This window comes from Streptomyces sp. NPDC033174 (genome assembly GCF_055577795.1).
Genome location: NZ_JBVIPQ010000003.1, coordinates 375,239 through 397,330, shown reverse-complemented (window position 1 = coordinate 397,330; position 22,092 = coordinate 375,239). Strand labels below are relative to the sequence as shown.

Annotated in this window: 24 protein-coding genes and 1 riboswitch; of the genes, 18 read left to right on the top strand and 6 right to left on the bottom strand. The window is 72.0% G+C overall.

What is annotated here, in order from left to right; all coding sequences use genetic code 11:
* The first annotated feature begins 40 nt into the window (after positions 1-40).
* On the top strand, positions 41-637 hold the full coding sequence (locus tag ACZ5VC_RS11945) for a 3'-5' exonuclease (protein ID WP_469119920.1): 597 nt from the start codon (positions 41-43) through the stop codon (positions 635-637).
* A 129-nt stretch (positions 638-766) separates the two neighbouring features.
* Positions 767-2,563 (top strand): thiamine pyrophosphate-requiring protein, encoded by a 1,797-nt coding sequence (locus ACZ5VC_RS11940; RefSeq protein ID WP_469119919.1) that lies wholly within the window; start codon positions 767-769, stop codon positions 2,561-2,563.
* Positions 2,564-2,603: 40 nt separating this feature from the next.
* On the opposite strand, the gene ACZ5VC_RS11935 is transcribed toward ACZ5VC_RS11940, so the two are convergent.
* Entirely contained in the window at positions 2,604-2,951 is a 348-nt protein-coding gene (locus ACZ5VC_RS11935; protein WP_469119918.1) for a DUF3040 domain-containing protein, read from the bottom strand.
* Between the two features lie 187 nt (positions 2,952-3,138).
* Here ACZ5VC_RS11935 and ACZ5VC_RS11930 point away from each other — a divergent pair, with 187 nt between their 5' ends.
* The 4 genes from ACZ5VC_RS11930 (at position 3,139) to ACZ5VC_RS11915 (ending at position 5,237) form a co-directional block, all read left to right on the top strand.
* Complete coding sequence (locus ACZ5VC_RS11930) at positions 3,139-3,312, top strand: CsbD family protein (RefSeq protein WP_468707790.1); 174 nt, start codon at positions 3,139-3,141, stop codon at positions 3,310-3,312.
* Positions 3,313-3,463: 151 nt separating this feature from the next.
* Positions 3,464-3,787 carry a plasmid stabilization protein gene (locus ACZ5VC_RS11925; protein WP_468707789.1) on the top strand — a complete coding sequence of 108 codons (324 nt, stop codon included), beginning with the start codon at positions 3,464-3,466 and terminating at the stop codon, positions 3,785-3,787.
* 44 nt (positions 3,788-3,831) lie between these two features.
* On the top strand, positions 3,832-4,722 hold the full coding sequence (locus ACZ5VC_RS11920) for an SDR family oxidoreductase (protein WP_469119917.1): 891 nt from the start codon (positions 3,832-3,834) through the stop codon (positions 4,720-4,722).
* A gap of 77 nt (positions 4,723-4,799) precedes the next feature.
* Positions 4,800-5,237: a VOC family protein gene (locus tag ACZ5VC_RS11915; protein WP_469119916.1), complete on the top strand. Its 438-nt coding sequence runs from the start codon at positions 4,800-4,802 to the stop codon at positions 5,235-5,237.
* On the opposite strand, the gene ACZ5VC_RS11910 is transcribed toward ACZ5VC_RS11915, so the two are convergent.
* Positions 5,215-6,060, bottom strand: coding sequence for a class I SAM-dependent methyltransferase (locus ACZ5VC_RS11910; protein ID WP_469119915.1), 846 nt, complete (start codon positions 6,058-6,060; stop codon positions 5,215-5,217). The genes ACZ5VC_RS11915 and ACZ5VC_RS11910 overlap by 23 nt on opposite strands.
* Before the next feature lie 132 nt (positions 6,061-6,192).
* On the opposite strand from ACZ5VC_RS11910, the gene ACZ5VC_RS11905 reads away from it, so the two are divergent.
* Positions 6,193-6,792: a TetR/AcrR family transcriptional regulator gene (locus ACZ5VC_RS11905; protein ID WP_469119914.1), complete on the top strand. Its 600-nt coding sequence runs from the start codon at positions 6,193-6,195 to the stop codon at positions 6,790-6,792.
* A 13-nt stretch (positions 6,793-6,805) separates the two neighbouring features.
* On the opposite strand, the gene ACZ5VC_RS11900 is transcribed toward ACZ5VC_RS11905, so the two are convergent.
* Complete coding sequence (locus ACZ5VC_RS11900; protein ID WP_469119913.1) at positions 6,806-7,990, bottom strand: zinc-dependent alcohol dehydrogenase; 1,185 nt, start codon at positions 7,988-7,990, stop codon at positions 6,806-6,808.
* A 229-nt stretch (positions 7,991-8,219) separates the two neighbouring features.
* Positions 8,220-8,495 (bottom strand): isoamylase early set domain-containing protein, encoded by a 276-nt coding sequence (locus tag ACZ5VC_RS11895; RefSeq protein ID WP_469119912.1) that lies wholly within the window; start codon positions 8,493-8,495, stop codon positions 8,220-8,222.
* A gap of 266 nt (positions 8,496-8,761) precedes the next feature.
* Here ACZ5VC_RS11895 and dhaK point away from each other — a divergent pair, with 266 nt between their 5' ends.
* The 11 genes from dhaK to ACZ5VC_RS11840 all read left to right on the top strand — a co-directional run bounded on the left by dhaK (position 8,762) and on the right by ACZ5VC_RS11840 (position 19,238).
* On the top strand, positions 8,762-9,754 hold the full coding sequence (gene dhaK / locus ACZ5VC_RS11890; protein ID WP_469120220.1) for a dihydroxyacetone kinase subunit DhaK: 993 nt from the start codon (positions 8,762-8,764) through the stop codon (positions 9,752-9,754).
* Between the two features lie 23 nt (positions 9,755-9,777).
* A complete protein-coding gene (dhaL, locus tag ACZ5VC_RS11885) occupies positions 9,778-10,392 on the top strand; it encodes a dihydroxyacetone kinase subunit DhaL (RefSeq protein WP_469120219.1) in 615 nt (204 codons plus the stop codon).
* The gene (locus ACZ5VC_RS11880) at positions 10,389-10,790 is read left to right on the top strand and encodes a PTS-dependent dihydroxyacetone kinase phosphotransferase subunit DhaM (protein WP_469119911.1); all 402 of its coding nucleotides are present in this window, start codon (positions 10,389-10,391) and stop codon (positions 10,788-10,790) included. The genes dhaL and ACZ5VC_RS11880 overlap by 4 nt, the downstream gene beginning before the upstream one ends.
* A gap of 65 nt (positions 10,791-10,855) precedes the next feature.
* Positions 10,856-11,065, top strand: a riboswitch (cobalamin riboswitch).
* 29 nt (positions 11,066-11,094) lie between these two features.
* Positions 11,095-11,805, top strand: coding sequence for an energy-coupling factor ABC transporter permease (locus tag ACZ5VC_RS11875; protein ID WP_469119910.1), 711 nt, complete (start codon positions 11,095-11,097; stop codon positions 11,803-11,805).
* A complete protein-coding gene (locus ACZ5VC_RS11870) occupies positions 11,805-12,272 on the top strand; it encodes an energy-coupling factor ABC transporter substrate-binding protein (protein WP_469119909.1) in 468 nt (155 codons plus the stop codon). The genes ACZ5VC_RS11875 and ACZ5VC_RS11870 overlap by 1 nt, the downstream gene beginning before the upstream one ends.
* 6 nt (positions 12,273-12,278) lie before the next feature.
* Positions 12,279-13,028 carry a cobalt ECF transporter T component CbiQ gene (gene cbiQ / locus ACZ5VC_RS11865; RefSeq protein WP_469119908.1) on the top strand — a complete coding sequence of 250 codons (750 nt, stop codon included), beginning with the start codon at positions 12,279-12,281 and terminating at the stop codon, positions 13,026-13,028.
* Positions 13,029-13,036: 8 nt separating this feature from the next.
* A complete protein-coding gene (locus ACZ5VC_RS11860; protein WP_469120218.1) occupies positions 13,037-13,930 on the top strand; it encodes an energy-coupling factor ABC transporter ATP-binding protein in 894 nt (297 codons plus the stop codon).
* Between the two features lie 100 nt (positions 13,931-14,030).
* Positions 14,031-16,046 carry an NADPH-dependent 2,4-dienoyl-CoA reductase gene (locus tag ACZ5VC_RS11855; protein ID WP_469119907.1) on the top strand — a complete coding sequence of 672 codons (2,016 nt, stop codon included), beginning with the start codon at positions 14,031-14,033 and terminating at the stop codon, positions 16,044-16,046.
* 24 nt (positions 16,047-16,070) lie between these two features.
* Positions 16,071-16,616 carry a PadR family transcriptional regulator gene (locus tag ACZ5VC_RS11850; RefSeq protein ID WP_469119906.1) on the top strand — a complete coding sequence of 182 codons (546 nt, stop codon included), beginning with the start codon at positions 16,071-16,073 and terminating at the stop codon, positions 16,614-16,616.
* Positions 16,617-16,858: 242 nt separating this feature from the next.
* On the top strand, positions 16,859-18,280 hold the full coding sequence (locus tag ACZ5VC_RS11845) for an FAD-dependent oxidoreductase (RefSeq protein ID WP_469119905.1): 1,422 nt from the start codon (positions 16,859-16,861) through the stop codon (positions 18,278-18,280).
* A gap of 211 nt (positions 18,281-18,491) precedes the next feature.
* Positions 18,492-19,238: a GntR family transcriptional regulator gene (locus ACZ5VC_RS11840; RefSeq protein ID WP_469119904.1), complete on the top strand. Its 747-nt coding sequence runs from the start codon at positions 18,492-18,494 to the stop codon at positions 19,236-19,238.
* A gap of 25 nt (positions 19,239-19,263) precedes the next feature.
* On the opposite strand, the gene ACZ5VC_RS11835 is transcribed toward ACZ5VC_RS11840, so the two are convergent.
* Positions 19,264-20,688: an amino acid permease gene (locus tag ACZ5VC_RS11835; protein WP_469120217.1), complete on the bottom strand. Its 1,425-nt coding sequence runs from the start codon at positions 20,686-20,688 to the stop codon at positions 19,264-19,266.
* 184 nt (positions 20,689-20,872) lie between these two features.
* Positions 20,873-21,859: a hypothetical protein gene (locus ACZ5VC_RS11830; protein ID WP_469119903.1), complete on the bottom strand. Its 987-nt coding sequence runs from the start codon at positions 21,857-21,859 to the stop codon at positions 20,873-20,875.
* Positions 21,860-22,092 lie beyond the last annotated feature (233 nt).

Here is a 22,092-nt window from a genome sequence, read left to right as displayed (position 1 = left end):
CCGGGTGCCCGGCGGGAGCCGGCTCCCTACGCTCGGCGCCATGAGCCACGGGGACACGGGGGACGCAGGACACGGGTACGCCGGGGAGCGTCTCCTCAACGTCGTCGACGTCGAAGCGACCTGCTGGGAGAAGGAGCCTCCCGCCGGGGCCGTCAGCGAGATCATCGAGATCGGCCTGACCGTCGTCGACCGCCGGGCGGGCGAGCGGATCGCCCGTCACCGTGTGCTCGTACGGCCGGCACGGTCGGAGGTCAGCGCCTTCTGCACCGAGCTGACCGGACTCACCCAGGCGGAGGTGGACACCGGGGTGGGGTTCGCCGAGGCGTGCCGGCTCCTGGCCGCCGACCATCGCGCGGGAGCGCGGCCGTGGGCCAGCTGGGGCGACTACGACCGGCATCAGTTCACCCGCCAGTGCCGCGCGACGGGCACCCCTTACCCCTTCGGCGCACGGCACACCAACGCCAAGGCCGTCTTCACCGAAGCCCGGGGGCTGCGCAAGCGCCCCGGGATGGCGCAGGCGCTCCGGATCGCGGGCCTGCCGCTGGAGGGCCGTCACCACCGGGGCGAGGACGACGCGTGGAACATCGCCGCCCTGGTCCTCGCCCTGGCCGGTGAGGGCGCCTGGCCGGCCGGGTGAGTACCGGCCCCGCGCATCCCGCTCGCCCATGGTGGGCGGCAGAGGAACCGACATGATCCGACTCCGTCCGGGCAGGCACCTCACGAGCCACTGAGGCGTACGACCCCGGCCGAAACGGAGGCGGAACCTATGACGGTCAAGGTCTCGGACCATGTCCTCGCGCGACTGCGGGCCTGGGAGGTGAGCCATGTCTTCGGCTACCCGGGTGACGGCATCAACGGTCTTCTGTCTGCATGGGGCCGCGCCGAGAACGACCCCCGTTTCATCCAGGCCCGGCACGAGGAGATGGCCGCGTTCGAGGCGGTCGGATACGCCAAGTTCTCCGGCCGGGTCGGAGTGTGTGTCGCGACGTCCGGTCCCGGGGCCGTCCATCTCCTCAACGGCCTGTACGACGCCAAGCTCGACCATGTCCCGGTGGTGGCTCTGGTGGGGCAGACCCACCGCACCGCGATGGGCGGTTCCTACCAGCAGGAAGTGGACCTGCACAGCCTGTTCAAGGACGTGGCGTCCGCGTTCCTGGAGACGGTCACCGTTCCGGAGCAGCTGCCCAATGTGCTGGACCGGGCCATCCGTACGGCCTACGCGCGCCGGGCCCCCACGGCCGTCATCATCCCGGCGGACGTACAGGAACTGGACTACGAACCGCCCGGCCACGAGTTCAAGATGGTGCCGTCCAGCCTCGACCGCAGCGGCTGGGCGCCGGTGCCGGACGACCCTGCGATCGAGCGGGCCGCGGAGGTGCTCAACGCGGGACGGCGAGTCGCGATCCTGATCGGCCAGGGCGCGGCGGGCGCCCGCGCCGAGGTGGAGCAGGTGGCCGACGTCCTCGGCGCGGGGGTCGCCAAGGCCCTGCTCGGCAAGGACGCGCTCAGCGATGAACTCCCTTATGTGACCGGTTCGATCGGTCTGCTCGGCACCCGCCCCTCGTACGAGATGATGCGCGACTGCGACACGCTGCTGACGGTCGGCTCGAGCTTCCCCTACAGCCAGTTCCTGCCGGAGTTCGACCAGGCGCGGGCGGTCCAGATCGACATCGACCCCCAACTGATCGGTATGCGCTATCCGTACGAGGTGAATCTCGTCGGCGACGCGGCCGCGACCCTGCGCCGGCTGCTGCCCCTGCTGCGGCGCGAGGACGACCGGTCCTGGCAGCGGGGGATCATCTCCGGTGTCGAGCGCTGGCGGACGGTGATGAGGCGGCGGGCGCTTTTGAGCGCCGATCCGGTGAACCCCGAGTACGTCGCCCACGCCCTGGACGGGCTCCTTCCCGACGACGCGGTGATCACGGCGGACTCCGGCTCGGTCACCAACTGGTACGCGCGGCACCTGACCATGCGCGGATCGATGCGGGGGTCCCTGTCGGGCACGCTCGCCACCATGGGCTGCGCCGTCCCGTACGCGATCGGCGCCAAGTTCGCCCATCCGGACCGGCCCGCCATCGCGCTCGTGGGCGACGGGGCGATGCAGATGAACGGCCTCGCGGAGCTGGTCACGGCGGCGAAGTACTGGGGCGAGTGGCGTGATCCGCGGCTGGTGGTCGCGGTGTGGAACAACCACGACCTCAATCAGGTGAGCTGGGAGATGCGCGCGCTGGGCGGCGCCCCGCCGTTCGAGGCCTCGCAGTCCCTGCCCGATCTGTCGTACGCGGGCTTCGCCCGTTCGCTCGGACTGACGGGCATCCGCGTGGAGGACCCGGCCGATGTGACCGACGCCTGGCGGGCGGCGCTGGCGGCGAAGGAGCCGGCGGTACTGGACTTCCGTACCGACCCTGAGGTCCCGCCGATTCCGCCGCACTCGACCTGGGAGCAGATCGAGGCCACGGCGGCGGCTCTGGGCAAGGACGGCGGAAACCGGGCCCATGTGCTCAAGCAGGGGATCAAGGCCAAGGTGCAGGAGTTCCTGCCGGGGTCGCGGAGCGACCGGTGAGGGGCCGCGGCCCCTGGGACGACGCGGCCGCGCGCGTGGGTCAGTCGTCTTCGTGCCGCCGCGTGTCCTGGCACCAGCGCTGGGTCCAGCGGATGACGAGCCGCAGCAGCCCGGTCAGGGTCAGCACCCAGACGGCGGCGAACGCCCATATGAAGCCTGGGGAGTTCGTCGCAACGGCGGCCACGAGCAGGATGGTCGTCAGGACGGCCAGCAGGGCGACACACAGCGCGAGGGTGTGGCGGCGGACTCCCCGGACCAGATCGGCGGGGCCGTGCGGGACACGGTGCATGGAGCGGAGTTTGCGGTCCAGCGCCTCGTCCTCGCGCAGGCCGTTCTCGATGGCGGCGAGTATCTGCCGCTCGCGTGGCGAAAGCCGGCCCTCGTCCACTGCCGACACCTCCCACTCGCGCCTGTGCAGAGCGGTTACCCCCTCAGTGCCGCTTCAGACACGGACGGGGCGACCGGGACCGGGGGCCGACGGGTGCCGCTCTCCGTCACCGGTTGCGAGCGCTGAGTGAGCGACGCACCGTGGAGACGTCACGTCCGTTCCACCCTTTTCGAAGGAGAACACGCGCATGAGCAAGGCGAAGGCGAAGGCCAAGCAGGTCAAGGGCAAGCTCAAGGAAACGGCCGGCAAGGCGATGAACGACGAGCGCACGCAGGCCGAGGGCCGCAGTGAGCAGATCTCGGGCAAGACCCGGGAAGTCGGAGAGAAGACGACGGAGCACATCAAGCGCTCCACCCGGTAGGGCCGAGGCCCAGGGAGGCGCGTCCCGGTGGCCGCAGCGGGCACATGTGCCGTGCGGTCGCCGGGGCGCGCTCCCGCCTCTCCCCCACCGGACACCACAGACAGACCTCACACACCACATGCCTCACACATCACTTGGACAAGGAGCGGTCATGCCTCGCGGTTCGAGTCCCAAGCGGGAACGGCAGTACGAGCACATCAAGGACAGCGCGATGGACAGGGGCGAGCCCAAGAAGCGGGCGGAGGAGATAGCGGCCCGTACGGTGAACAAGGAGCGGGCCCGAGCAGGCGAGTCGCGCACGGCGAGCAAGAGCTCCCTGGACGACATGTCGTCGTCCAAGCGGGGTGGTCAGCGCTCGCACAGCGGCGCCAAGGGCCCTACGTACGACCAGCTGTACGCGGAGGCACAGCGCCGCAACATCCACGGCCGGTCCTCGATGAACAAGGACGAGCTGAAGAAGTCGCTCGGCCGCTGAGCCGGCGCGACGGTCAGGCGCCGCCCAACCCGGGAGAGCGAGTCATGGCACAGGAGGAGCGCGGGACCGAGAACCCCGTGAGCAAGTACCCGCAGCCCGATTTCCCCTCGCAGGAACAGCCGCACCCGGGCTGGACGGGCCCCATGGACCCGCCGCCGGACCACGGTGAGGAGTCCTACCGGGGCACCGGGCAGCTGCTCGGCCTCAAGGCGGTGGTGACGGGCGGCGATTCCGGCATCGGGCGCGCGGTCGCCCTCGCGTACGCGCGGGAGGGGGCGGACATCGTGTTCACCCATCTGCCGTCCGAGGAGGGCGAGGCGCTGGAGACCGCCCGGCTCGTCGAGGAGGCGGGCCGCAGGGCCCTCGCGGTGGTCTGCGACATCCGCGAGGAGGAACAGTGCCGGATGCTGATCGAGCGCGCGGTCGCGGAGTTCGGGAAGATCGACATCCTGGTCAACAACGCCGCGTATCAGATGGCGCAGCCCGACGGCATCTCGGAAATCACCACCGAACAGTTCGACCGCGTGATGCGCACCAATCTCTACGGCATGTTCTGGCTCTCCAAGATGGCCCTTGCGCACATTCCGGCGGGCGGGTCGATCGTCAACTCCGCCTCCGTGCAGGCCTACAAGCCGAGTCCTCATCTGCTCGACTACGCCATGACGAAGGCCGCCATCGTCAACTTCACGCAGGGGCTCGCCCAGATGGTCGCGTCCGACGGCATCCGGGTCAACGCGGTCGCGCCAGGTCCGGTCTGGACTCCCCTCATCCCGGCGACGATGCCGGACACGGCCGAGTTCGGGAAGCAGTCGCCGATGGGGCGCCCCGCGCAGCCGGCCGAGATGGCGCCGGCCTATGTCTTTCTCGCCTCGCCGCAGGCGAGTTACATCACCGGCGAGATCGTCAACGCCACCGGCGGCACCCCCTTGCCGTGAGGGTCTTGTGCCGTCTTCGAGGTGGTCAAGTGCGCTGCTTGCCGTATGGGTTGGGCACAACCGGGTAGCCGCATCGCATGACTGTGACGAAGACGGCCGTGCTCGTCCTGGACTGCTCCGAGCCGCTGGCTCTGGCGGAGTTCTACGCCGATCTGCTCGGGGCGGAGATCCAGGGGGTGAGTGATCCCGATCTGGTGGAAGTGGTCGGCCAGAGCGGTGTCCATGTGGCGATCCGCCGGGACAACGGCTACGCGCCCGCCAGTTGGCCGCGGCCCGAGGACTCCCAGCAGGCGCATCTGTGCATCGTCGTCGAGCCGGGCGACCTGGACGAGGCGGAGCGTGAGGCCGTGAGCCTGGGGGCGCGGCCGGTGCACATCGAGGACCCCGGCGGGCGGCGGGACGTCCGCGTCTTCACGGACCCCGCCGGCCACTCCTTCTCGTTCATGACGGCGCGCCCGGACAGGCCCTCGGGCCCGCGCGCGCAGCGGAACGCTACTCCGGCCGCCGAGCGCTGAGCAGCCAGGCGGCGCCGCGCAGTCGCAGCGCGCCGCCCGCCTCGTGGCCGCGCAGGGCGTCGACGAGGGTGAGGCGTGCCCGGTGCCGGGCCTCCTCGTCGACCTGACCGGCCAGGTGCCGTCCTGGGCCGGATCCCAGCAGGAAGTCGGCGGCGTCGGCCGCGTCCCGCCCCCAGATCCCTTCGGCCTCCACCCGCTCGGCGGTGGCGTGTTCGAGGCCGGCGGCCGAGAGCACGGCGACGGCCGTGTCCGGGGCAGCCAGGGAGAACATTCCGGGGCTGCCCGGGGCACCGAAGTCACCGATGGGCAGGATGCCGCCGAGGGACGCCAGGGCCTGGAGCCACTCGTTCGCCCCGGCCTCGGCGGCGACGACGAAGGCCACGCGCCCGCCGGGACGCAGGGCTCGCGCGACGTTGGTGAAGGCCGCGACGGGATCCGCGAAGAACATGACCCCGAAGCGGCTGATCGCGACGTCGAAGGAGTCCGGCTCGAAGGCGTGGACCTGGGCGTCCCCCTGCGCGAAGGTCACGTTGCCGACACCCTCGCGCACGGCGGACTCCCGCGCACGGGCCAGCATCGGCGCCGAGAGGTCCAGCCCCACGGCGCGGCCACGGACTGCCGCCCCGGCGGCCAGCCGGGTCGTGCGCCCCGCGCCGCAGCCGATGTCCAGGACCCGGTCGCGCTCCTGGATCGCCGCCGCGGCGAGGAGGGGCTCGTTGAAGCCCGCGTTCACCGCGTCCCAGCGCTCCTGGTTCTCGGCCCAGTGCGTGCCCTCGTAGCCGTTCCACGCCTGGGCCTGTTCGGTGTTCACGACATGCTGCACGGCATACCCCCAACTGGATCCGGTGCGACGCCCGGCCGATAGTATGGGCGCCTGCCCAAACAGTATGGGCACGCGCCCATACTGGCAATCCCCGGCTCGGGGAGCGCCGCGATCCCGTACCAGGAGAGGCCCATGTCACCGCGCGGAGTAGCCATACCGGACGTCCACGAGCGGCTGTTCGACGCCGCGGAGCGGGTCCTCGCCCGGGAGGGGCCCTCGGCCTTGACCAGCCGGGCGATCACCGGCGAGGCGGGCTGCGCCAAAGGGCTGTTGCACGCCCACTTCGACGGCCTGGACGAGTTCGTCGCCGAGCTGGTCCTGAACCGGTTCGCGCGCACCGCCCGGCAGGCCGACGAGCTTCCCGCCCGGGCCGGGGGATCCACCGTGACGGCCAACCTGGAAACGGTCGTGCTCGCGCTGCTGAACTCCCTCGACCCCACGGTCACCGGACTGGCCCTGACCCGCCCCGACGCCTCCCGGCGGATCCGCGAGGCCCTGGAGGCCGGCGCTCCCGGCTTCACCACCATCGAGAACGGGATCACCGCCTATCTGGACGCCGAACAGAGCCTCGGACGCCTCCCGGAGGGCACGGACACCGCGGCCGTCGCGCTCGCCCTCGTCGGCACGGTGCATCACCTCCTGATGACCCGCTGGACCGGGGCGCCGGACCCCGCCGGACAGATGCGGCGGCTGGTCACCACGCTGATCCCCGCCGGCGCCGCCGAGGGCTGACCGGCGACGGCCGTCAGGGCTTCAGCAGAGTCTTGATCATTCCGTCCGCCTTGGACTGGAACATCTCGTACGCCTTCGGCCCCTGCTCCAGCGGCATGTGGTGCGTGGCGAACCCCTCCACCCCCAGGGGGTCCTCGTCCACGAGGAGCGGCAGGATGTCGTCCACCCACCGCCGTACGTTCGCCTGGCCCATCCTCATCTGGAGCTGCTTGTCGAACATGGTCAGCAGGGGCATCGGGTCCGTCATCCCGCCGTAGACGCCCGCCAGCGAGATCGTGCCGCCCCGACGCACCACGTCGATCGCCGTGTAGAGGGCCTGGAGGCGGTCGATGCCCGCCCGTTCCATCAGCGACTGGGCGACGCCGTCCGGCAGCAGACCGGTGGCCCACTGGGCCGCCTTGGCCAGCGGCGCGCCGTGCGCCTCCATGCCGACGGCGTCGATCACGGCGTCGGTGCCCCGGCCGTCGGTCATGTCACGGATGGCGTCACCCAGTTCGTCGCCGTATTCGCCGAGGTCCAGCACGGTCACACCGCGCTCCCGTGGCCGCGCCAGCCGGGCGGGCACCAGGTCGACGCCCACCACCAGCGAGGCCCCTCGGTGCAGGGCCACCCGGGCCGCCATCTCGCCGATGGGGCCGAGGCCCAGCACGGTCACGCTGCCGCCGGGCGGGATCGCCGCGTATTCGACGGCCTGCCAGGCCGTGGGGAGGACGTCGGAGAGATAGACGAACCGGTCGTCGGACGGGCCGTGCGGGACCTTGACGGGGAGAGTGTTACCGAAGGGAACCCGGAGATACTCCGCCTGGCCGCCGGGTACTTGGCCATACAGCTTGGTGTATCCGAAGAGCGAGGCGCCCATTCCCTGCTCGGAGACCTGTGTCGTCTCGCACTGCGACTGCAGCCCCTGGGCGCACATGAAACAGGTTCCGCAGGAGATGTTGAAGGGCACGACGACACGGTCCCCGGCCTTGAGCGAGCTGACCGCCGGGCCCGTCTCGGCCACGACGCCCATGGGCTCGTGGCCCAGGATGTCCCCCGGTTCCATGAAGGGGCCGAGCACCTCGTACAAATGGAGGTCCGAGCCGCAGATCCCGGTGGACGTGATCTCGACGATGACGTCCGTCGGCTCCCGCAGCACGGGGTCGGGCACGGTCTCCACCCGCACGTCCCGCTTGCCGTGCCAGGTCAGTGCGCGCATTGGGGCCTCCTCGGGTCGGCGTGAGCGATGCGTCCGGCTCCCTCGGCCTTACGGGTCCCCCGACACCGCCGGCTCATGCGTCCCGCCGCCCCGTCCCCTCGCCGCCCCTCGCCGCCCCTCATCCGTCCTCGCGCCCGCTCGTGCGCCCGTTCGTGCGCGCCGGAGGGCCGGGGAACGTGCTCCCCGGCCCCTCCGGCGCTGTCGTCCGTGGCCGTCGCCTGCAGCCGCCTCAGGTCTCGAGGCGGCTGTTGGGGCCGTCGTGGCCGTCCGCGCTCTCCTCGTTGAACCAGTAGTCCCCGGCGGCCAGATAGCGGAACGTGTGCGTGGCCTTTCCGGGCAGTGCGACGGTGACGGAGCGGGTGCCGTCACCGTTCGTCCGCAAGGGGTGGGCGCCGGGCTTCCAGTCGTTGAAATCGCCCACCACGCTGACGGGCCCGGGCGGGGAGTCCGCGGGGAGGACGAAGGTGATCTCGGCTCGGTCCTGGCACTGCTTGCGTTCGAGCATGGAAGTCTCCTGCCGGGCGGGCTACGGGGGATCTGGCCCATTCTCGTTCGGCCACCGGCCACCCGCACGTCGGGACGGAGCGGGTCCGCCCCACCCGCGCGTCCGGACGGAGCGGGGTCAGCGCCAGCAGCGCCACGCGCGCAGCGCAACCCGGGCCGGCCCGCGCGCACTGCCCTCCGCCCGGAGCGGCGCCGGCTTCCGCACATTCCTCCACCACGATCCGTATCGTGAAGAGTGACCCAAGCCCGCCGGCCGAGGAGATACCCGTGAGGATGCTGATCAACGTCCCGGAGACCGTCGTCGCCGACGCCCTGCGCGGAATGGCGGCCGCCCACCCCGGGCTCGTCGTCGATGTGGAGAACCGGGTCGTGCTGCGCCGCGACGCCCCTGTCGCCGGGAAGGTGGGCCTGGTGTCCGGGGGCGGCTCCGGGCACGAGCCCCTGCACGGCGGGTTCGTCGGGCCGGGAATGCTGTCCGCCGCCTGCCCCGGCGAAGTGTTCACCTCCCCCGTGCCGGACCAGATGGTGCGCGCGGCCGCGGCCGTCGACAGTGGGGCCGGGGTGCTCTTCGTCATCAAGAACTACACCGGTGACGTCCTCAACTTCGAGATGGCCGCCGAGCTCGCCGAGGACGAAGGTGTCCAGGTCGCCAAGGTGCTCGTGAACGACGACGTCGCCGTGACGGACAGCCTCTACACGGCGGGCCGTCGCGGCACGGGCGCCACGCTCTTCGTGGAGAAGATCGCGGGAGCGGCGGCCGAAGAGGGACAGCCGCTGGAGCGGGTGGAGAGCATCGCCCGTCAGGTGAACACGAGTTCACGGAGCTTCGGGGTGGCGCTGAGCGCCTGCACCACGCCCGCGAAGGGCAGCCCCACCTTCGACCTTCCGCCCGGCGAACTGGAGTTGGGCATCGGCATCCACGGCGAGCCCGGGCGGGAGCGGCGCGCCATGATGACCTCGCGGGAGATCGCGGACTTCGCGGTCAACGCCGTTCTGGAGGATCTGCGCCCCGACGGGCCCGTGCTGGCCCTCGTCAACGGCATGGGCGCCACCCCGCTGCTGGAGCTGTACGGCTTCAACGCGGAGGTGCAGCGCGTCCTGCGCGAGCGGGGCGTCCCGGTGGCCCGCACCCTCGTCGGCAACTATGTGACCTCACTCGACATGGCCGGCTGCTCGGTCACCCTGTGCCAGGTGGACGAGCAGCTGCTGCGGCTCTGGGACGCTCCGGTGGAGACCCCCGCCCTGCGCTGGGGCCGGTGAGAGGGGACATGACCGCGGTGACTGTGCTCGACACCGACTTCTTCCGCCGCTGGCTCGCCACCGCCGCGGCCGCCGTGGACCGCGAGGCCGACCGCCTCACCGAGCTGGACTCCGCCATCGGCGACGCCGACCACGGAACCAACCTCCGACGCGGATTCACCGCCGTCGTCGCCGTCCTGGAGAAGGAGAGCCCCGGCACGCCCGGAGCCGTGCTGGCGGCGGCGGGACGACAGCTGATCTCGACCGTCGGCGGCGCGTCCGGACCGCTGTACGGAACGCTGCTGCGACGCACGGGCAAGGCGCTCGGCGACGCCCCCGAGGTGACCCGCGCTCAGCTGGCCGACGCGCTGCGGGCCGGGGTCGCGGCCGTGGCCCAGCTGGGTGGGGCGGCGGTCGGGGACAAGACGATGCTGGACGCCCTGGAGCCGGCCGCGGAGAGGCTCGCCGAGTCGTTCGCCGCGGCGAGGGACGCGGCCCGGGAAGGCGCGGTGGCGACCGTACCCCTCCAGGCCCGCAAGGGCAGGGCCAGTTACCTCGGTCCGCGCAGCATCGGCCACCAGGACCCGGGAGCCACCTCCTCCGCGCTGCTGATCGCGACGCTCGCCGACACCGCGCAGGACCAGGGGGTGTCCGCGTGAGCGAGCAGGTGGGCATCGTCCTCGTGTCGCACAGCGCCGCCGTCGCCGCCTCGGTGGCCGCCCTGGCCCAGGGGCTCGCGGGCGCGGCGACGGCCCCGATCGCTCCCGCCGGCGGCACTCCCGACGGCGGCCTGGGCACCAGCTCCGAGCTGATCACGGCCGCCGCCGCCTCGGTCGACCGGGGCGCGGGAGTGGCGGTCCTGGTCGATCTGGGCAGCGCCGTCCTGACCGTGAAGGCGCTGCTGGCCGAGGGCGACGAACTCCCGGAGAAGACCCGGCTCGTCGACGCGCCGTTCGTCGAAGGCGCGGTGGCGGCTCTGGTGACGGCGTCGGCGGGCGGGGACCTGGACGCGGTCGAGGCGGCGGCGTCGGAGGCGTACGGCTACCGCAAACAGTGACACCAGTGAGGGGTCGCGCCGGGTGGTGCGACCGTGCGCGGGTTGTGATGTACCTGGTCAAAGCACTAATGTCACACCGCCTTGGTGTACGGGAAACCGGTGCGGTACCGGTGCGGCCCTCGCCACTGTGATCGGGAAGTCCGGCTCCATCCACTCGGGGAACGCCCCCGGGGAAGCCACTGGAACGCCGCGGAGGACCGCGGTCTCCGGGAAGGCGGAGCGCCCGGACGGCATCACCCGTAAGCCAGGAGACCGGCCAAGGTGCGCTGTCCATCCACGAGGTGCTGGAGAGGGTCTCCCAACCATGCATATAGCCGAGGGGTATCTGCCCCCGTTGCACGCCGCCGCCTGGGGCGTCGCTTCCGCCCCCTTCGTCGTTCACGGCGTACGGGCCCTGACCAAGGAGGTCAAGGCCAATCCGGAGTCCACTCTGCTGCTCGGCGCCTCCGGCGCATTCACGTTCGTCCTCTCCGCGCTCAAGATCCCCTCGGTGACGGGGAGTTGCTCCCACCCGACCGGGACGGGGCTGGGGGCGATGCTGTTCCGGCCGCCGATCATGGCGGTCCTGGGCACGATCACCCTGCTCTTCCAGGCGCTGCTGCTCGCGCACGGCGGACTGACCACTCTGGGCGCCAACGCCTTCTCCATGGCGATCGTGGGGCCCTGGGCGGGGTACGGCGTGTACTGGCTGCTCCGGCGGTTCGATGTGCCGCTGATGGTCAGCGTGTTCTCCGGCGCGTTCGTCGCCGACCTGTCGACGTACTGCGTCACCAGCATCCAGCTCGCGCTGGCGTTCCCCGACCCGAGCAGCGGATTCGTCGGCGCGCTGGGGAAGTTCGGGGGCATCTTCGCCGTCACCCAGATCCCGCTGGCGGTCAGCGAGGGGCTGCTCACCGTGCTGGTGATGCGGCTGCTCATCCAGTCGAGCAAGGGTGAACTGACCCGGCTCGGCGTGCTGCTCCAGGGCGGGCGCGCCCGGCGCGAGAACGACGAGAAGGCGGAGGCGGCGCTCTGATGACCCGTAACGCGAAAATCAACACCCTGCTCCTCGTCGTCGTCGCGGCGCTCGCGGTGCTGCCGCTGGTCCTGGGCCTGGGCGACCACAAGCAGGAGCCGTTCACGGGAGCGGACGGTGAGGCCGAGGCGGCCATCACCGAGATGGAGCCGGACTACGAGCCCTGGTTCAGCCCGCTGTACGAGCCGCCGTCGGGCGAGATCGAGTCGGCGCTGTTCTCGCTCCAGGCGGCCCTGGGCGCCGGAGTCCTCGCGTACTACTTCGGACTGCACAGGGGGCGCAGGCAGGGCGAGGAGCGCGCGGCCGTCCGGGCCGCCACCCGGTCCGGCGAGGGGAAAACGCCGGCAGACGACGCCCCGGCCCCCGAAGACCAGGCTCTCGAAGGCCCGACCCTCGAGGACCAGGCCCCCGAAGACAGCGGCAGCGCCCGCGCGGACGCGTCCGCCGCCGGCGATCCGCTCGCCTGACCGCCGGTGCTGCCGATCGACGCCGCGGCGCACAGCAGCCGCTGGCGCCGCCGTCATCCGTGCGAGAAGGCCGTCCTGGGCTTCGGGCTGACGCTCTGCGCCGTGTGCCTGCCGCCCTGGCCGGGCGCGGTGCTGGTCGCCGCCGCCACGCTCGCCGTGCTTCTCGGGCCCGCCGGGGTCGCGCCGCGCCAGTTGTGGCGGGCGTTCCGCATCCCCCTGGGTTTCTGCGTCACGGGAGCGGTACCGCTGCTGTTCCAGGTCGGCGGGGAGGGCGGGTTCGTCACGCTCGCGCCCGGCGGACCGGTGCACGCGGGAGAGCTGCTGTTGCGCACGTCGGCTGCCTCGCTCGGGGTGCTGTTGTTCGCCTTCACGACTCCGGTCTCCGATGTCCTGCCCCGGCTGGTGCGGGCGGGTGTCCCGGCACCGGTCGTGGACGTGGCCCTGGTGATGTACCGGATCAGTTTTCTGCTGCTGGACGCGATGTCCCGGATCCGGCAGGCGCAGGCCGCGCGGCTGGGTCTGACCACCCGGTCGGCCACCTGGCGTTCGCTGGCCGGACTGGGCGCGACGGCGTTCGTCCGCGCCTTCGACCGGGCCCAGCGGCTGCAGACGGGTCTGGCAGGACGCGGCTACGACGGGACGCTGCGGGTGCTGGTGCCGCAGGCCGTCGTGTCCCGTCGTTTCCTCGCCGCGACGGGGGCGCTGCTCGCGGGCCTCGTCGTCCTCACTCTCGTACTCGAAAGGTCTCTGCCATGAGCGCGTCGATGAGCCCGCCCCCCGCGGCGGGAACGGGCGCGGAGTCGGCCGCCCGAGCCGCCGGGGCGCCCGTCGTGGAACTCGTCCGGGCGGGATTCGCCTACGAGGACGGGCCGCCCGTCCTCGAGTCCGTCGACTTCGTCGTTCCCGAGGGGCGGGCGATGGCGCTGCTCGGCCGCAACGGCAGCGGCAAGACGACGCTGCTGCGGCTGCTGAGCGGGGGGCTGAAGTGCGGCAGCGGCCGGCTGCGGCTGAACGGCGAGGACGTGTCGTACGACCGGAAGGGCCTGACCCGGCTGCGCACGACCGTGCAGCTGGTCGTCCAGGACCCCGACGACCAGTTGTTCGCGGCCTCGGTGGGGCAGGACGTCTCCTTCGGCCCGATGAATCTGGGGCTCGCGGAGGAGGAGGTACGGGTCCGGGTGCGGGAGGCCCTGGAGGCGCTGGACATCGTGGCCCTGGAGGACCGGCCGACGCATCTGCTGTCGTACGGGCAGCGCAAGCGCGCGGCCATCGCGGGCGCCGTCGCCATGCGGCCCCGGGTACTGATCATGGACGAGCCGACGGCAGGTCTGGATCCGCACGGGCAGGAGCGGCTTCTCGAGGTGCTCGGGCGGCTGCGGGACTCCGGGACGACCGTGGTGATGGCGACGCACGACGTGGATCTGGCGCTGCGCTGGGCGGACGAGGCCGCGGTGCTCTCCCCCTCCGGGCTGCGCACCGGTCCGATCGCGGAGCTGCTCGCGGACGACGCGCTGCTCGACGCGGCGCGGCTGCGCCGCCCCTGGGGGATGGCGGTGACCGCGGCGCTCCGGGCGCAGGGCCTGCTGGGCGCGGACGAGGAGGGGCCGAGGACGCCGGAGGAGCTGGGCCGCTGGGCCGCGGCGGCGCGGGAGGGGTGACGGCGCGGTGTGATGCGCCTCGCGCTTTTGTGCAACTAGTTGCATAACGGCTTCCCGGTCGTCTAGAACAGGGTGACGACCAGCGCGAGGAGGCGCCCCCATGACCCCGTACCCGCACCTGCTGAGCCCTCTCGATCTCGGGTTCACCACCCTGCCGAACCGGGTGCTCATGGGCTCCATGCACATCGGTCTCGAGGAGGCCGAGAACGGCTTCGAGCGGATGGCCGCCTTCTACGCGGCCCGGGCCCGGGGCGGCGTCGGTCTCATGGTGACCGGCGGCATCGCCCCGAACGACGCGGGACGGCCCTACGACGGCGGCGCCAAGCTCACCACCGAGGAGGAGGCGGCCCAGCACCGGGTCGTCACCGAAGCCGTCCACGCCGAGGGCGGCCGGATCGCGATGCAGATCCTGCACTTCGGCCGGTACGCGTACCACCCGGCCCTGGTCGCGCCCAGCGCCGTCCAGGCGCCCATCAGCCCCTTCGTCCCCCACGCCCTCACCGACGACGAGGTCGAGCAGACGGTCGAGGACTACGCCCGGTGCGCGGAGCTCGCCAAGTCCGCCGGCTACGACGGCGTCGAGGTCATGGGCTCCGAGGGCTATCTCATCAACGAGTTCATCGCGGCGGCGACCAACCGGCGCGAGGACCGCTGGGGCGGCTCGTACGAGAACCGCGTCCGCTTCCCGCTGGAGATCGTCCGCCGCATCCGTGAGCGGGTCGGCGAGGACTTCATCGTCATCTACCGGCTGTCGATGCTGGACCTCGTGCCCGGCGGCTCGACCCTCGACGAGGTCGTCGCGCTCGCCAAGGAGATCGAGGCGGCCGGCGCGACGATCATCAATACGGGCATCGGCTGGCACGAGGCCCGCATCCCGACCATCGCGACGTCGGTGCCGCGCGGCGCGTACAGCTGGGTGACGAAGAAGCTGATGGGCGCGGTGTCCGTGCCGCTGGTCACCAGCAACCGCATCAACACCCCCGAGGTCGCCGAGCGGTTGCTCGCCGAGGGCCGCGCGGACATGGTGTCGATGGCCCGGCCGTTCCTGGCCGACCCCGACTTCGTCGCCAAGGCGCGGGAGGACCGCGCCGACACCATCAACACCTGCATCGGCTGCAACCAGGCCTGCCTGGACCACACCTTCAGCGGCAAGATCACCTCCTGCCTGGTCAACCCGCGCGCCTGCCACGAGACCGAGCTCGTCCTCTCCCCGACCCGGCTGGCCAAGCGGGTCGCCGTCGTCGGCGCCGGCCCGGCCGGGCTCGCCTGCGCCGTCTCGGCGGCCGAGCGCGGCCACGACGTGACGCTGTTCGACGCCGCCGCGGAGATCGGCGGGCAGCTGAACGTCGCCAAGCGGGTCCCGGGCAAGGAGGAGTTCAACGAGACCCTGCGCTACTTCCGTACGCAGCTCGGCCTGCGCGGCGTCGAGGTCCGGCTGAACACGGTGGCCACCGCCGAGCTGCTCGCCGGCTTCGACGAGGTCGTCGTCGCCACCGGCGTGACCCCGCGGACTCCCGCCATCGAGGGCATCGACCACCCGAGCGTCGTCAGCTATCTGGACGTCCTGCGCGACGGGGCACCGGTCGGCGAGCGCGTCGCCATCATCGGCGCGGGCGGCATCGGGTTCGACGTCGCCGAATTCCTCACCGACGGCGGCGAGGGAGCGAGCCAGGACCCCGAGACGTACTTCCGGCTGTGGGGCGTCGACACGGAGTACGCGACGCGCGGCGGACTGCGCGCGCCCGAGCGTCCCGAGCCGCCGCGCACGGTCCACCTGCTCCAGCGCAAGAGCTCCAAGGTCGGCGCCGGACTCGGCAAGACGACCGGCTGGATCCACCGCACCGAGCTGAAGCACCGGGGCGTGACGATGGTCGCGGGCGCGTCCTACGACCGGATCGACGACCAGGGCCTGCACATCACCGTCGACGGCGAGCGGCAGACCGTGCCGGTGGACACCGTCGTGCTCTGCACCGGCCAGGAGCCGCGCCGCGAGCTGTTCGACGAGCTGTCGGCGGCCGGGCTCTCCGTCCACCTCATCGGCGGCGCCGACGTGGCCGCGGAGCTGGACGCCAAGCGCGCGATCGACCAGGGCACCCGGCTGGCGGCGGCGCTGTGACCCGCTGTCCCTAGGATGCGGGTCATGTCACTCCCGCACGCGATCCTGACCGCCCTGCTCGAGAAGCCCTCGTCGGGTCTCGAACTGACGCGTCGCTTCGACCGGTCGATCGGCTACTTCTGGTCGGCCACGCATCAGCAGATCTATCGCGAGCTGGGAAAGCTGGAGCAGGCGGGGCACATCCGTGCCCTGCCGTTCCAGGCACCGGCCCGTGGGCAGAAGAAGGAGTACGAGGTCCTGCCGGCCGGGCGCGCCGAACTGACCGAGTGGGTGGCCGCCCGCGAGGACCCCAAGCCGGTGAGGGACGCCCTGCTGCTGCGGATGCGCGCGGCGGCGGTGGTCGGCACGCAGGGCCTCCGGAACGAACTGAACCGGCACCTCGGGCTGCACCGTCGCCAGCTGGACGAGTATCTGGCGATCGAGGAACGGCACTTCCCACCGGAGCGGAACACCACGGAGGACCGGCTGCGCCACGTGGTCCTGCGGGGCGGGATCGACATGGAACGCTTCTGGATCGAGTGGCTGACCCATGCGCTGAAGGAACTGGACGAGCTGGAGCAGGTGGAGTAGACGGGGGCCGCGCCTGGGCGGGTGGCGTCCCCGAGGCCGGGCGGGCGGGGAGCCGCGTCCCGAGCCGCGTCAACGGCGTACGCCCGGGCCGCCGGTTCGAGTACGGCCTCCACGGCAACATGTCGCCCAGCGCCTGGACGAGGCCGTCCACCCATGGGGCATCTGCGGCTCGGCGCCCGCGACGTTCCCGCACGGACCGTGGATACTGGTCAGTCCTAGATCAAGAGCGTGAAGGGGCGGGCATGGGCGAGCAGTTGGGGACGGCACACGGGGCGGGGATGCGGACACGGCACGCGGTGGTCGTGGGGGGAAGCCTGGCGGGGCTGCTCGCGGCCCGGGTGCTCGCCGAGCACGCGGAGCGCGTGACGATCGTCGAGCGGGACCGTCTGCCCGAGGGCGCCGACCCCCGGCCCGGCGTCCCTCAGGGCCGCCACCTCCACGTGCTGCTCGAGGGCGGCCAGAGCGCGCTCGACGAGCTGCTCCCGGGCCTCGTCGACGAACTGCGCGAACAGGGCGCGCCCCGGGTCGGCGTGCCCCGGGACGTCATCCAGTGGCAGAACGGCCGCTGGTTCCGCCGGATGCCCGCGACCTCGCACTTCTTCACCGGCTCGCGCCCCCAGTTCGAGGCGCTGGTGCGCCGGCGGGTGCTCGCGGACCCGCGGATCGGGACGGTCGAGGGCTCGGAGGTCGTGGGCCTGCTGGGCGACTCCTCCCGCGTGCGGGGCGTGCTGCTGCGCGAGCGGGGGGCGGACGCCCCGAAGGGATCCCGCCCGCTGGAGGCCGATCTGGTCGTGGACGCCTCCGGCCGGGGCACCCGCGCGCCCGACTGGCTTGCGGCCATCGGCGCCGAGGCGCCGCACGAGGAGACCCTGGACACCGGCCTCGCCTACGCCACCCGGGTCTACAAGGACACGAAGGGCACCCTGGGCCCCGACGTGCGCGGCTACTACATCGTCCCCAACCCCCGGCAGGTGTACGGCGGTGTGGCGCTGCCCATCGAGGACGGCCGGGTGCTCGTGACCCTCTCGGGTCTCCGGGGCTGCGAACCCCCCACGGACGCGGCCGGGTTCGAGGAGTTCGCCGGCAGGCTCCCGCACCCCATCCTGCGGGAGTGGATCGCCGGGGCCGAGCCCGACTCGGCCGTGCACGGCTTCCGCAACACGGCCAACATCCGCCGCCGCTACGACCGTCCGGGCCGTCGCCCCGCCGGCTTCCTGGCGACGGGCGACGCCCTCTGCGCCTTCAACCCGATCTACGGACAGGGCATGGCGGTCGCGGCGATCAGCGCCGTCGCGCTGCGCCGGGCGCTGGCCGACCCGCGGCGCACCCCGACCACCCGCCGCGTGCAGCGGGCCCTGTTCGACGCGTCGAGACAGGCGTGGGACATCTCCGCGGGAGCGGACAAGAACATGCCGGGCGCGCAGGGGGACGCGGCGCGGGTCAAGATGGCGGACAAGCCGGCCGGCTGGTACCTCAAGCGGGTCCAGGAGCGGTACTCCGGCGACCCGGTCGTGGGTGCGGCGTTCCGCTCCGTACTGACCCTGAGCGCTCCGCTGACCTCGCTGTTCGCGCCGAGGGTGGCCCGCGCGGTGCTGTTCGGACCGGCACCGAGGACGCCCCACGAGCCGCCGCTGAAGCCCGAACCGGTGGAAGAGGCCCGCTGATCCGGCCATCTCCGTGCGCCCCCGGCCCGGGGCGCACGGGCCGGGCCCGGAGTTCATGGGCCGCGAGGACTCCCCGCCGCGGCGGCGCTACCCCGTTTCGGCCAGACTCCGGGACCTCTCTTCCCTATAGGTTTAGACCAATGATAGAGATTGATCACCCATACGGGCCATCCGGTCACACTGAGCGAAGAGACCGAAGAGAGGGTTGATCATGGCTGAGCCCGATCGCGACCTGACCGAGCTTCCGCTCTACCTCCGCGTCGCCGCCGCACTGACGGACGACCTCACCCACCGGCGTATCGCCCCGGGCAGCCGACTCCCGTCGGAAAGGTCCATGGCGCACCGCTTCCGCGTCAACCGGCAGACGGTCCGCAGCGCGCTGCAACTCCTGCGCGACCAGCGGCTCGTCGTCACCGACCGGCGCGGAACCTTCGCCGCCTCGGGCGAACAGGAACCGCAGGCGCCGGTGCTGACGCCAGGTCAGCAGTACTTCCCGGGCGGCACGGAGGCGACCGGCGCGCTGGTCCGCGCGGGGCTCACCTGGGAGGCCCCGGCCGTCGACCTCGCCGCACGGCTCGCCCTCGCGCCCGACGAGCCCACCCTGGTCCACCACCATCGGGTCCTGACGCCGAACGGGACTCCGGTGCAGCGGTCCGTCTCCCGGTTCTCCGCCCACGCGCTGGCGGAGATCCCCGAACTGCGCCGCTACCGGCAGGGCAACGACTGCGGGCAGCAACCCGATCTGCGGCTGCTCTACCACTGGATGCACCAGGCCGGCCTGCGACTGACCCGGCGGGAGACGATCGGGGTCCAGCAGCCGGCGCCCTACGACCAGGACGGGGCCGCCCGGCTGGCCGTCCACCGTGTGGTGAGCGACCAGCACGGGCACGCGCTGGAGATCACGGACATCGACTTCGCCGGGCACTCGGCCGACTGGACCTACGAGTTCTCCGGCTGAGCACCCCCGCGGCGCGGGCGGCGGGTCAGACGATGCCCTCGGCGATCTCCGCCTGCTCCCGGACGTTGCCGTACGCCGAAGGAGTTCCGTACGAGCGACGGGCGACGTACCACCACACACTGGCGAGGACCAGCACCACGGCCAGTGCGATCACGGCGTAGTTCATGGAGTCGATGGTGACCGGTGACTTCTGCGGCAGGCAGAAGAGGACCGTCACGAGAGCCACCCAGATCACGGCCGTCCACCCGATGGGCCTGCTCCAGCGGCCCAGGCTCCACGGGCCGGGCTGGAAGCGGTCGCCGGCGCGCAGGCGCAGATAGATCGGGATGGCGTAGGCGGGGGTGATTCCGATGACGTTGATGGCGGTCACCGCGCCGTAGGCGGTGGCGGAGTACAGCGACGGCACGGCGAGTACACCGGCGACGACGACCGACAGCCAGACGGCCGGGACGGGTGTCTGGGTGCGGCTGCTGACCTTCCGCCACAGCGCGGAGCCGGGCAGCGCGTTGTCCCGGCTGAAGGCGAAGACCATACGGCTGGCGGCCGCGACCTCGGCGTTGCCGCAGAAGAGCTGCGCCACGATCACGACGAGCAGCAGGGCGGTGGCGCCGCCGGAGCCGAGCGCGTCGAGGAAGATCTGGGCGGGCGGGACGCCGGTCGCACTGCCCTGGGTGGCCGTATAGTCCTGGATCGCGAAGGTCAGTCCGGCGAGCAGGGCGAAGCCGGCGATCCAGGAGACCCAGATGGCGCGGACGATGCCCTTGGCGGCGGTGACGGAGGCGTTGGACGTCTCCTCCGAGAGGTGGGCGGAGGCGTCGTAGCCGGAGAAGGTGTACTGCGCGAGCAGGAGGCCGACGGCCGCCACGTAGAAGGGGTTCGCCCACCCGGTGTCGTTGACGAACTCGGTGAAGACGAAGCTCGGCGTCTGGTGGTGGTCCGGGACGATCGCGAGCGCGCCGACGATCACGGCGACACCGGCCAGGTGCCACCACACGCTGATCGAGTTGAGGACGCTGACGAGCCGGACGCCGAACAGGTTGAGGACGGCGTGCAGCAGCAGGATGCACAGGAAGATCAGGAAGGTGGAGCCGGCCGTGGGCTCGAAGCCCCACTGGAGATTGAGGAACGCACCGGTGAAGAGGGCCGCGCCGTAGTCGATTCCGGCGATCGCGCCGAGCAGGCCGAGCAGGTTGAGCCATCCGGTGTACCAGCCCCAGCGCCGCCCGCCGAGCCGGTCGGCCATGTAGTAGAGCGCGCCGGAGGTGGGATAGGCGCTGGTCACCTCGGCGAGCGCGAGACCCACGCACAGGACGAACAGGCCGACGCCGGCCCATCCCCACATCATCACGGCCGGGCCTCCCGTACCCAGACCGAAGCCGTACAGCGTCATGCAGCCGGAGAGGACGGATATGACGGAGAAGCTGATCGCGAAATTCCCGAAGCCTCCCATCCGGCGGGCGAGGACGGGCTGGTAGCCGAGTTCCCTCAGCCGTTCCTCCTCGTCGTGCTGGGGGACGTGCCGATCCTGACCGGCGGCCCATGCGGTACGGGACAAGGCGGTACCTCCGAAAGACGGTGGAGCAGGGGGACGGGGCGGTGCGGCGGTGCGGGGGTGGTGCCGGGGGGGGTGCGGTTCAGCGGTACCGGTCGTTGCCCAGGCTGCGGCTGCGCGCCCGGAGGAACACCTCCTCTGCCAGCGCCTGGTCGGCCGGGTCACGGGTGCGGTACGCCCAGGGGAGAGTGGCCCAGTAGGGTCCGAGGGCCTTGAACACCCGGGCCGCGTCGTCGAAGTGGAGCGCCCCCCACAGGGCGTGGGCCAGATGGTTCAGATCCAGCAGGGACGCTTCCGACAGGTCGGTGTACGCGAACCAGGTGTCGAGGGCCCGGTGGGCGTCGCGGGTGGCGTCCTCCGCGACCCAGTGCAGATCGAGCGCCCTTTCCTGGCCGCCCTCGCGGCGGTAGCGCTCGACCCGGACGTAGAGCGGCAGGACGTGAAGGGCCGAGCCGACGGGAGCCGAACCAGCCGCCCACTGGGCGAAGTTGACCGCTTCGGAGAGCGGTCCGGCGCTGCGCCCGTACACGAACTGCAGCATCCGGTGGTAGGCCTCGCGGTTGTACGGGTCGCGCTTGTCCGCCTCCGCGAGCAGGCCCCAGGGGCCCGGCGGCAGCATCGGCCCCGGAGGCGCCAGCCGGTGTTCCTCCATGCGCTGGCGTTCGTCGAGTACGGCGAGGGCGAGGAGACACACCCACGGCACCGGGTCGGCGGGCGAGGTGTGGGCGGCGAGGCGGCAGGCCGACCAGGCCTCCTGCCACAGCTCGCGGGTGCGCGGGTGCGCGGCGCGGTGGGCGCGCACGGCCCGTTCGACGGCGACGCGGGTGTGCATCACGGTCGCGGCGACGCTGTCGGGTTCCTCGGCCTGCCAGGCCTGCACGACGTCGGAGCCGGCGGCGACGGCGGCCAGCACCTGGGTGCGCTGGGTCCACTGCGCCCAGTCGGTGGTGTCGGCGAGCAGCTGGGCCATCGACACCCAGCGGCCGGTCCGCAGGTCCTGCACGGCGACGCGCAGCGCGTTGTCGTGTCCTGCCGGGTGGTAGACGGGCCGGAAGTCGTTGCCCGCCATCACCCCGCCCAGGTGGGCGGGCGGCCCGGCGGCGCGGGTCTTGCGACGGTCGTGGTCATGGGTCCTCGATCACTGGGGTGGGGCGGCCCGGCGGTGACTGCGACGCTGCAGAACCGCCGTTGGGCCCCCGGCCTGGTCACGTGCCGTTGATCGGCGATCACTATAGAGGCCGCCGGACGCCGGCGATCCATTTTTCTGTTCGAACACAACTATTCGGCCACGGCCGGAATTTG

Coding starts and splice junctions, on each gene's coding strand:
- ACZ5VC_RS11945 (WP_469119920.1), top strand. CDS start 41: ATGAGCCACGGGGACACGGGGGACGCAGGACACGGGTACGCCGGGGAG.
- ACZ5VC_RS11940 (WP_469119919.1), top strand. CDS start 767: ATGACGGTCAAGGTCTCGGACCATGTCCTCGCGCGACTGCGGGCCTGG.
- ACZ5VC_RS11930 (WP_468707790.1), top strand. CDS start 3,139: ATGAGCAAGGCGAAGGCGAAGGCCAAGCAGGTCAAGGGCAAGCTCAAG.
- ACZ5VC_RS11925 (WP_468707789.1), top strand. CDS start 3,464: ATGCCTCGCGGTTCGAGTCCCAAGCGGGAACGGCAGTACGAGCACATC.
- ACZ5VC_RS11920 (WP_469119917.1), top strand. CDS start 3,832: ATGGCACAGGAGGAGCGCGGGACCGAGAACCCCGTGAGCAAGTACCCG.
- ACZ5VC_RS11915 (WP_469119916.1), top strand. CDS start 4,800: ATGACTGTGACGAAGACGGCCGTGCTCGTCCTGGACTGCTCCGAGCCG.
- ACZ5VC_RS11905 (WP_469119914.1), top strand. CDS start 6,193: ATGTCACCGCGCGGAGTAGCCATACCGGACGTCCACGAGCGGCTGTTC.
- ACZ5VC_RS11900 (WP_469119913.1), bottom strand. CDS start 7,990: ATGCGCGCACTGACCTGGCACGGCAAGCGGGACGTGCGGGTGGAGACC.
- ACZ5VC_RS11895 (WP_469119912.1), bottom strand. CDS start 8,495: ATGCTCGAACGCAAGCAGTGCCAGGACCGAGCCGAGATCACCTTCGTC.
- ACZ5VC_RS11875 (WP_469119910.1), top strand. CDS start 11,095: ATGCATATAGCCGAGGGGTATCTGCCCCCGTTGCACGCCGCCGCCTGG.
- ACZ5VC_RS11870 (WP_469119909.1), top strand. CDS start 11,805: ATGACCCGTAACGCGAAAATCAACACCCTGCTCCTCGTCGTCGTCGCG.
- ACZ5VC_RS11860 (WP_469120218.1), top strand. CDS start 13,037: ATGAGCCCGCCCCCCGCGGCGGGAACGGGCGCGGAGTCGGCCGCCCGA.
- ACZ5VC_RS11855 (WP_469119907.1), top strand. CDS start 14,031: ATGACCCCGTACCCGCACCTGCTGAGCCCTCTCGATCTCGGGTTCACC.
- ACZ5VC_RS11850 (WP_469119906.1), top strand. CDS start 16,071: ATGTCACTCCCGCACGCGATCCTGACCGCCCTGCTCGAGAAGCCCTCG.
- ACZ5VC_RS11845 (WP_469119905.1), top strand. CDS start 16,859: ATGGGCGAGCAGTTGGGGACGGCACACGGGGCGGGGATGCGGACACGG.
- ACZ5VC_RS11840 (WP_469119904.1), top strand. CDS start 18,492: ATGGCTGAGCCCGATCGCGACCTGACCGAGCTTCCGCTCTACCTCCGC.
- ACZ5VC_RS11835 (WP_469120217.1), bottom strand. CDS start 20,688: ATGGGAGGCTTCGGGAATTTCGCGATCAGCTTCTCCGTCATATCCGTC.
- ACZ5VC_RS11830 (WP_469119903.1), bottom strand. CDS start 21,859: ATGGCGGGCAACGACTTCCGGCCCGTCTACCACCCGGCAGGACACGAC.